The 9,237-nt window shown below is 71.1% G+C and carries 6 protein-coding genes and 1 pseudogene; 5 read left to right on the top strand and 2 right to left on the bottom strand.

From position 1 onward, the window contains the following. Positions 1-548: 548 nt before the first annotated feature. Positions 549-1,154 carry a dihydrofolate reductase family protein gene (locus B7767_RS10990; RefSeq protein ID WP_085572032.1) on the top strand — a complete coding sequence of 202 codons (606 nt, stop codon included), beginning with the start codon at positions 549-551 and terminating at the stop codon, positions 1,152-1,154. A 316-nt stretch (positions 1,155-1,470) separates the two neighbouring features. On the opposite strand, the pseudogene B7767_RS10985 reads toward B7767_RS10990, so the two are convergent. Continuing rightward, positions 1,471-1,884 (bottom strand): annotated as a pseudogene (locus B7767_RS10985) (transposase family protein); the annotation flags it as partial. Between the two features lie 95 nt (positions 1,885-1,979). Here B7767_RS10985 and B7767_RS10980 point away from each other — a divergent pair. The 3 genes from B7767_RS10980 to uppS are packed head-to-tail and all read left to right on the top strand — an operon-like array spanning position 1,980 to position 5,381. Beyond that, complete coding sequence (locus B7767_RS10980; protein ID WP_179167104.1) at positions 1,980-2,588, top strand: ATP-binding cassette domain-containing protein; 609 nt, start codon at positions 1,980-1,982, stop codon at positions 2,586-2,588. Continuing rightward, positions 2,585-3,427, top strand: a complete 843-nt coding sequence (locus B7767_RS10975; protein WP_085572031.1) for a hypothetical protein — start codon at positions 2,585-2,587, stop codon at positions 3,425-3,427. Before B7767_RS10980 ends, B7767_RS10975 begins: the two co-directional genes overlap by 4 nt. A 58-nt stretch (positions 3,428-3,485) precedes the next feature. Continuing rightward, entirely contained in the window at positions 3,486-5,381 is a 1,896-nt protein-coding gene (uppS, locus tag B7767_RS10970) for a polyprenyl diphosphate synthase (RefSeq protein ID WP_256923395.1), read from the top strand. A 388-nt stretch (positions 5,382-5,769) separates the two neighbouring features. On the opposite strand, the gene B7767_RS10965 is transcribed toward uppS, so the two are convergent. Beyond that, positions 5,770-6,549: a TetR/AcrR family transcriptional regulator gene (locus B7767_RS10965; RefSeq protein ID WP_085572030.1), complete on the bottom strand. Its 780-nt coding sequence runs from the start codon at positions 6,547-6,549 to the stop codon at positions 5,770-5,772. A gap of 251 nt (positions 6,550-6,800) precedes the next feature. Between B7767_RS10965 and B7767_RS10960 the strand changes: the two genes are divergently transcribed. After that, positions 6,801-9,041 carry an MMPL family transporter gene (locus B7767_RS10960; protein ID WP_085572029.1) on the top strand — a complete coding sequence of 747 codons (2,241 nt, stop codon included), beginning with the start codon at positions 6,801-6,803 and terminating at the stop codon, positions 9,039-9,041. Positions 9,042-9,237: the final 196 nt, after the last annotated feature.

The following is a 9,237-nucleotide window of genomic DNA, read 5'->3' as shown; positions in this document are numbered from 1 at the left end:
ATGACCTGCGTTGCGCCGGAGCCGCACCACCCGGGCCCTCGCCGCCGCTTCGGCTGCGGCGTCGCGGCGCGCATCACCGGGCCGATGGCGCGCCGATCCGGTTGAATGCGCAACGGCGCCGAGGCCGGTAGGGGTCGCTCCGCGTCTACGGGCGGGCCGGTTGCAGCAGTCGCGGCCGGGGCGGCAGCCGCACATATCGGACTCGGCACCGGCTGACGGCAGGCCACGGCGGCAGGGACCGCGCGGCAGCCCTTGCCCCGCCAGGCGTCGCGGTCTTCCTCGACCGCGACGGCGGCGATGACGAGGGCGGCGACGGGGTCGGCCCGGGACCAGCCGAGGGTGCGCCGAGGGCCAGGCCGAGCAGGAGCACGGCGGACAGGTGGCTGTCGCAGGCCCGGTCCCAGCGGCCGGGCCCTCGGAAGCGGTGCCGCTCCGCCGACCCGATCGGCTGCGGTGTCATGGGTTTTCTCGTCATTCCACAGCGCGACCGATGAGTTTGCGGCTCCCAGCCGGTCCAAGCTCGTGACACCCCAGGAAAGGACACCGCCATGTCGGAGCTTCTCGTCGACTTCATCACCTCCCTCGACGGCTACGCATCGGGAGAGGGGTGGCCCGGGTTCTGGGGCCTGGAGGGCCCGGAGTACCTCGCCTGGCTCGGTGAGCAGCCCGAGGCCACCTACCTGATGGGAGCGAACACCTACCGCCTGATGTCGGGTTTCGCCGCGGGCGAGGTCCCGAAGGGCCAAGAGGAGTTCAGGCCCGAAGAAGAGGCGTCCGTCGACGAGCTCACGCAAGCGTCCAAGGTGGTGTTCTCCTCCTCACTCGAGGAGCCACTGACGTGGGCCAACTCCACGCTCGTCCGCGACGACGCCGTCGAGGCGGTCCGCGCCATGAAGTCGAGTGGCTCGGGGCTCCTCAGCACGATCGGCAGCCTCAGCCTGTGCCGGTCCCTGCTACGGGCCGGACTCGTCGACCGGTTCCGGGTCGTGATGTTCCCGGTGATCACCGGAGCCACCGGCGCGGAACGCATCTACGACGGCTATCCGGACGTTGCCCTCGAGATGATCGAGCACCGCACCTTCGACGGCCGCATCCAGCTGGTCGAGTACGAGCCCCGCGTGCTCGACCACCCGCCGCTCGGCGTCCCTGCGTGACGTCGCCCCGTCCGTCGATCCGGACGGCCGTCAGGCCGGCGCCGGCGGACGCGGAGCAAGACCCAGCAGAGGGCGAACGGCCGACGTCGGCTCCTGGACGAGTTCCCGGGCGACTCCGAGGGCTGGTTCCCGGCGCGCGGCCACGCCGAGCTGCTCGCCGCCGACGACCGCGACGCGCTGCCCGCCGACGGCATGCGCTCCGCCATCGTCCACGCCACCAAGCCGCCCCCGGCACGGGCCGGCCGACGCCTGCTGCACCCCGGCCGGAACCACTACCGACCCCGAACACGACCAGCTCGTGGTCGCTGCCGGGGTCGCGGATGCGGATGTGCACGGTGTTGACCGCGCGTCGGCCTGTCGAGAACCGCTCCCACCGGCCGCGGAAGGGCACTCGCACGGTGCGGCCCGCGCCCTGGTAACTCTTGTCGGCCCAGCAGGCCGGGCCCGCCTCGGTGAGGGCGTCGATGACGCCGCGGGCCCGGGCGGCCCTGATGTCGTGCACGGCGCCGAACAGGACGGGCGAGGCCCACAGCAGCTTCCCGTGCAGGTCGGCGATGACCTGCACGTTCATGCCGTGCCTCTTGTGCTTGCCGGAGCGGAAGGGCCGGTCGGCGGCGATCCGGTCGATCGGCAGTGGCGTCCCGCCCAAGAACACGAACGCCTTCGCCGAGGCGGCCGTCACCGCCGTGGCGAGGACGGGCGCCCGTGCCGCGAGCACTCCGACGGCTTTCACGTGCCTCTCCGGTCCCTGGCACTCGTGCCTTGGTGGTGGCGTGCTCGTTGAGTGTGTCGAACCGGTCGGCGAAATCGGATGTTGGGGGCGGCGTGGAGGTGGTGGGCGTGCACCATGCGTACCGTCGGCGGGCGGTGTTGCGCGGGGTGGACCTGCGGTTGCGGCCGGGTGTCATCGCCGGGGTCGTCGGGGAGAACGGGGCGGGCAAGTCGACGCTGCTGAAGATCGTGGCCGGTGAGCTGCGGCCGAACCGCGGGACGGTGCGTCACGGGGGCCGGTTCGGCTACTGCCCGCAGCAGGTGGTGCTCAACGACGCGTTGACGGTCGCGCAGCATCTGGAGTTCTTCCGGGCCGCGTTCCGGCTCGTCGACCTGAAGTATGCCGAGGAGCTCGTGGACGTCCTGGGTTTCGCCGACTATGCCGGCGAACGTGCGGGCGTGCTCAGCGGCGGGACGCGGCAGAAGCTGAACCTGACGCTGGCGTTGATGCACGATCCGCAGGTGGTTCTGCTGGACGAGCCGTACCAGGGCTTCGACTGGGAGACGTATCTGCGTTTTTGGGACCTCGCCGCCCGGTTGCGGGCCGCGGGCCGGTCGGTGCTGGTGGTCTCGCATCTGGCGTGGGACACCGAGCGGCTGGACGAGCTGTGGCGGCTGGACGCCGGCCGGCTGCACTTCCAGGGGGAGGCGAGCACCGCATGAGGAGGCATGCGAGGCTGTTCGCCACCGCCGCGCGTTTCGTGTTGATCGAACACGGCCGCAACCGGTTCGCCATGGTGCTGGTGGTGCTGTTCCTTCCCGCGTGGACGACGCTGGCCTACCTGGCCATGCCGGACGACCGGGCCAGGATGCAGCTGCAGGCCACCGGGCAGTGGCTCACCCCGCACGGCAATGAACTGACCGCGATCAGCGGCGCCCTGAACGGGGTCACGCTGATCACCGGATTCCTGTTGTTCGCCGCCACCTTCCATTCCGGTGGTTTCGACAAGCGCCTGGCCCTGGCCGGCTTTCCCCGCCCCCACCTCGTCGCCGCGAAGATCGCCGGGCTCGCCGTGGCCTCCGCGCTGGTCGCCGCCTACGCCACCGCGGTCACTTGCCTGACCTGGTCACCGCGCCAGCCCGCCCTTCTCGCAGCAGCCCTGTTCTGCGCCGGTCTGACCTACGGCATCCTCGGCATCGGCTTCGGCTGCCTGCTGCACCGTGAGGTGGAGGGCATGTTCGCCATCGTCATGACCAGCATCATCGATCTGGCCCTGCAGAACCCGGTGACGAGCTCCGGCGCCGACAGTCCCGGACTGCGCCTGCTGCCCTCCTACGGCGCGATGCAGGCCGCCACCGCCGCCGGGTTCTCCACCAGAGCCGTCCCCGGCTGCCTGGTCGTCCAGCTGACCTGGTTCGCCGCAGCCGCCGTGGTGGTCCTGCTCGCCTTCCGCCACCGCACCCGCACCGCGCTGCCCGCGCACGCCCGCGCCCTGCCCGCACCACGTCAGGACACCGACCGGGAGAATCACCCCGCGCCATCCGCCGACACCCCATGCTGAGCCGCACCGCACGAGAACAAACACGCAACCTCGACCCCGCCGCGTCGTTGACCCGGACGTGCCAGCACCGAACATCCCTTCCGGTCACCGCCCGCTCTTCAGGCGCAGCACAACGGGCAACGACCCCGTCCTACGAGCCGCGTACGAGGTCTGCCGTCGGCAGACCCTGCGCGACCCGGCCGAGTACGCGCTGATCCAGCTGGTGCCGGCCGTACTGCGCCCGGCCTGCTGGGCGCTGTGGGCGGCGGCGAACGCCGTCGACGACCTGGCCGACGCCCCTGACGCCACGGCCGCGGAGCGCGCTGCCCGGGTCGAGTCATGGATCACTGCCCTCGACCGGGACCTGGTGGCGGGGACGAGCACGGACCCGGTGCGTCATGCCCTGGTCGACACCGCGGTGCGCTGGCGCCTGGACCTGGCCGGGCTGCGCGGTGCGCTGGAAGTGGTGCGTGACGACACGGCCGGGCGGCGCTTGACCGACTGGGCCGACTGGCGGGCCTGGGGCCGCGGCAACCTGCTGCCGTGGTTCGAACAGACGCGGGACCTGTTCGGCCGGGCCGGGGTCCCGGTGGCCCTGCGCCTGGACCGCCAGGACGCTTACGAGCGGTTCCTCGACGGTGTCCGGCTCACCGACATCCTCACCGACCTCGCCGCCGACCTCGCCCAGGGGGACCTCCTGCTGCCTCTGGAGGCGCTGGCGGACCATCCCGGCGTCGAGCGCGACCTGCTGGAGTGCCGCTGGAGCGAGCGGGTCGCGGCACTGATCCCCTGCCTGACAGCGACAGCGCGCCACTGGACCACCCAGCCCGAGCTGACGCGCGGCATGCACCCAGGGCCGGCCACCATCATCGACACCATGGCGGTCCTCCTGCACGCCCAGCTCGACGCCGTCGACCGGGCCGGCCCCAAGCTCCTGCGCGAGGCGCCGCGCCCCCGCCTCATCACCAGCGTCCGCATCCTCGCCCCCGCCCGGCTGCGTGCCGCGCTGGCCTGGGCGCTCACCCCTGTGACCACTCCTGGTCCGCGCTGGGCCGTCCCGCCCCACACCATTACGACTCCCCTCCCCGTCCCGGCCGCCCGCACCAGCTACAGCAAGCCGCCGTCCCACCCCGAGGGCCTCACACCGCCCCGCATCCCCGCCGACCGGATGCCCGGGCACGTCGCGGTCATCATGGACGGCAATGGGCGCTGGGCCCAGGAGCGCGGACTGCCCCGCCACGAAGGCCACTTCGCCGGAATCCGCGCCATGCGCGACATCGTCTACGGTGCCCTGGAGATCGGACTGCCCCACCTGACCCTCTACGCGTTCTCCACCGAGAACTGGCGGCGCGACGCCGAAGAAGTCGGCCGCATCCTGTCAGCGATGCGCGACGAACTCCAGGCAGATCCCTACCGCGACCTGGATGTCCGCCTGCGCTGGTCCGGCCGACCCGAACGCCTGCCCGCCGACCTCGCCGAAGCGCTGCGCCGACAAGAGCACACCACCCGCACCCGCAGTGCCCTGACCCTGACCTTCTGCATCGACTACGGAGGCCGCGACGAGATCACCCGCGCCGCCGCCTCCCTCATCCGCGACGCCCAGGCCGGCCACATCACCCCGGACCTGCTCAGCGAACGCGACATCGCCGCACACCTGCCCCACCCCGACCTGCCCGACGTCGACCTGTTGTGGCGCACCGGAGGCGAACAACGCACCTCCAACTTCCTGCCCTGGCAGGCCACCTACGCCGAACTGCACTTCACCGACCTGCACTGGCCCGACGCCGACCGACGTCACCTGTGGCAGGCCGTCACCGCCTACACCGAACGTCAACGCCGCCACGGCGCCACCCCACCCGCGCCACACGACACGCCACCAGTCGACCGCTCCCCCGCCGTCCCCGACCAGCAGAGCGGACGGCCCACGGCGGCATCCGCACGCCCCGCCGAAGCAGACGACAGCACTTCGGGGTGAATTGCTGGTCCTGCCTTCCTGAGGTGCCGGTGTGTGCCGGCCGCCCCCGGCCGAGGTGGCGCCCTTTTCCGCGAGCTGCCGGCCGTTCTTCCGTGCCGCTCGGCCCGGCAGACCGCGGACGTACGCCCGCATCCGCCACCGCAGATCAGCCCGGGCGGACCGGCCCGCCACCCGGGCGAACACCGACTCCAACCCATCGGTTCTGCAATCGACCTCAGTCATGTCCCGTGCCGGGACAACGACGATCGGCTGAGCCCTGGCCTTCCTGCTCACCCCGGACACCGCGCACGCCGATCCCCCATACCCGCTCCACGGCCGACGGCCACCCGGGAAACTGCATCGGTTCCGCCCGGAAGGCGCCGGGTGGAGCCGATCAGTGCGGTAATCGTCAAGGGCGGTCGCCTACGGGGCGAAAGGGCACAGCCGGTGTCCCCGGGGGCTGCGTGGGGATCCGTCGATGGATGTCCTCCAGCAGGTCGCGCATGGCCATGCGGAAGATCTCCGCTTGGTGTTCGCCGATGAAGGAGGTGTGCCCGAAGGCATCCAGGACGACCATGCCGTGCATGTGCCCCCAGGCGCCGAGGAGGAGAGCGGCCGCGGAAGGCGGCAGGGTTTCCGAGCCATGCGGGAACAGGGGTTCCAGGTGCGCCTGCAGAGCCGGCGAGAGCGCCCGGGTGTCGGCTGCGGCGAGTTGTGCCGTGGTGAAGCCGTCGAACATCTCTCGCTGGAAGACCATACTGAGTCGGCGCATCGCCTGGGTGGTCGGGCCCTCGGCAGGCGCCTCGTAATGGCGCAGCGGTGCGCCGTACAGCAGCTGGAATCGCTCGACGTGGGTGACGGCCCATCGGCGATAGCCCTCGGCGGCGGCCAGGAACCGCCGTGCAGCCGGTTCGTCGGCCGCTGCGTCGACGGCTGCCGTCACGGCATCGGCCAGGTCGTCGTACGCCTTGGTCACCAACGCCGTGACGAGGGCGTCCCTGTTCGGGAAGTAGTGGTAGAGCCCCTGCACGGTCATGCCGAGGTCGCGGGCGACCGCTCGCAGGGACAGGGCGTGCGGTCCGTGCCCGGCGATCTGGCGCTCGGCGGCGTCCACGATCTCTCGAATAGCGACGGCTCGGCGTCGCTGGCGCAGGGAGGGCAGGACCGTCGCGGGCTCTTCGGCGAACATGCGGTGATCCTAAGGCGGTTGACGGGACGGGTCATCAGAGAACTGCGCCCGTCCGAAAAACCTGACAGTGTCAGGTAAATCTCCTTCTGCTCAAGAACACGTTGCCTCGTTAGCGTCGTTCCCGGTGGCGACGAGCGCGGCATCGCGCACCGTCCACCGGGGCGAAGAGGGCTCTGCGGCGCGTTCCGCCGGCCTTTCGCCCGGCGGCCACCTCTCGTCCTTCCCCGAAGAACCCCGAAGGAGATCCACTCGTGTTCGAACGTATGGCCGACTTGGCGATCCGCCGGTCCCGACTGGTGCTGGTCGTGGCCGCCTTGGCCGTGGCACTGATGGGCGTGGTGGGCGCCGGCGCCTTCGACAGGCTGAAGGGGGGCGGCTTCGACGACCCCGCCTCCCCCTCCACGCGGGCGGCGAACGTCATCGCCGACAAGTTCGGCGGCGAGACCAACCTCGTCCTGCTGGTCCGCTCCCCCGACGGCCGCGTCGACACCCCCGCCGCCGAGGAGGACGGCCAGGACCTGGTGGCCGAACTCAGGAAGGACGAGCGGCTCGGCAACGTCGTCTCGTTCTGGGAGACGAACAGCCCGGACCTGCGTTCCGAGGACGGCCGTGAGGCCATGGTGCTCGCCCACGTGAAAGGAGACACCACCGAGCAGCGGGAAAGCGCCATCGCGATCCTGGACACCTACAGCGGCTCCTACAAGGACAACCTCACCGTCCGGGCCGGAGGAGGCGCCGCTGTAGGAGCCGACCTGTCGAACCAGGTGGTCGAGGATCTGATCCTCGCCGAGGCGATCGCCGTACCGCTGACCCTTGTGCTGCTCCTGATCGTCTTCGGCAGCGTCGTCGCGGCGCTGTTGCCGCTCGTCATCGCCGTCATCGCCGTCATCGGCTCGTTCGCCCAGCTCTTCCTGCTCGGCAGCGTCACCGACGTGGCCGACACCGCGACCAACCTCACCACCGCACTGGGTCTCGGACTGGGCATCGACTACGCCCTGTTGATGGTCAGCCGCTTCCGGGAGCAGATCGCGGCCGGGATGAGCGTGGACGACGCCGTCCGGCGGACGGTGCACAGCGCGGGCCGCACCGTCGCCTTCTCCGCAGCGACCGTCGCGGCGGCCCTGGCGGCCCTCATGGTGTTCCCGCAGTACTTCCTGCGCTCGTTCGGTTTCGCCGGGGTCGGTGTCGTCGCCATGGCCGCCCTGAGCACCCTGTTCGTGATGCCGGCCCTGCTGAAGGTGCTGGGGCACAGGGTCGACGGCGGGCGGATGCCGTGGGCGAAGTCGCGGCGCTCCGAGGCCCAGGCACCCGTGTGGGGACGGCTGGCGCGCACCGTCATGCGGCGGCCCGTGCTCACAGCGGTGCCCGTCCTCGCCGTGCTGCTGCTGGCGGCGAGCCCTCTGCTGAACATCACCTTCGGGACGTCGGACGAACGCGTGCTGCCCGAGGACGCCGAGAGCCGCCAGGTCTCGCAGGTCCTGCGGGAGGAGTTCGGCGGCAGCGAGGACTCGGCCCTCTTCATCACCATCGACACCTCCGTGGCCGAAGCCCCGCTGGCCTCGTACGCGGGACGGCTGGCCGCGCTCGAGGGCGTCGAGCGTGTCGAGACCAGCGCGGGCACCTACAGCGCGGGACGGCCCGCCGTGACCGGCCCGGCCGACTCCGCCCTCGGCCGGCCCGACGCACAGCGGATCAGTGTGGTGAGCAGCCTGACGCCGAAGTCGGAGGCGGCCGAGAGCCTGGTCAAGCAGGTGCGCTCGGTGACTCCGCCCCCGGGGACGGACCCCTTGGTCGGCGGGAACGACGCCGTACTGGTCGACGCCAAGGAATCCATCGCCGACAAGCTCCCGCTGGCCGTGACCCTGGTCGTCCTCAGCACCTTCCTGCTGCTCTTCCTGTTCACCGGCAGCGTCGTGCAGCCGTTGCGCGCGCTGGCCCTCAACCTGATCAGCCTGGGTGCCACCCTCGGTGCGATGACCTGGATCTTCCAGGACGGCAATCTCTCCTCGCTGCTCGGCTTCACCGCCCAGCCGATGGAGCTGTCGATGACCGTGCTGATGTTCTGCATCGGCTTCGGCCTCTCGATGGACTACGAGGTCTTCGTCACCAGCCGGATCAAGGAACTCCACGACCAGGGAGCGGACAACGAGACCGCCGTGGTCAACGGCCTCGGCCGCACCGGGCGCATCGTCAGCGCGGCCGCCTTCCTGCTCGCGGTGAGCTTCTTCGCCTTCGGCACCTCCCAACTCAGCTTCATGCAGATGTTCGGCCTCGGCAGTGGACTGGCCATCCTCATCGACGCCCTCGCCGTACGCGGCGTGCTCGTCCCCGCCGCGATGCGTCTGCTGGGGAACTCCGCCTGGTACGCACCCGGCTTCCTGCGCACGTTCCACGCGCGGTACGGCCTCAGCGAAGGCGGTCCCGGGCCGGCGTCCGCTCCCGGATCGGCGGCAGTTGCTCGGGCGGACACGAAGGAGTCGACCATGGTGTGACCCGTCTGGCCACCGCGACTCGTCGCGCAAGGCTCAGGAGGTGAGGAAGCGGGTTCCTCCCCCGTGTTCCCCTCGGGTGGACGAGCGGCCGTGGCCGGGGAACCGACCACCTGGACGATACGGACGCGAAGTCCGCCATTTCGTGGCGGCGAGCAGCGTGACCACCGACAACCGGGGGGGGAGGGACCAGTTCGCC

The sequence above is a fragment of the Streptomyces sp. 13-12-16 genome (assembly GCF_002114215.1).
Taxonomy (GTDB): Bacteria; Actinomycetota; Actinomycetes; order Streptomycetales; family Streptomycetaceae; genus Streptomyces.
Note: the sequence above shows the minus strand (reverse complement) of the source record. Positions and strands in the feature narration are given on the sequence as shown.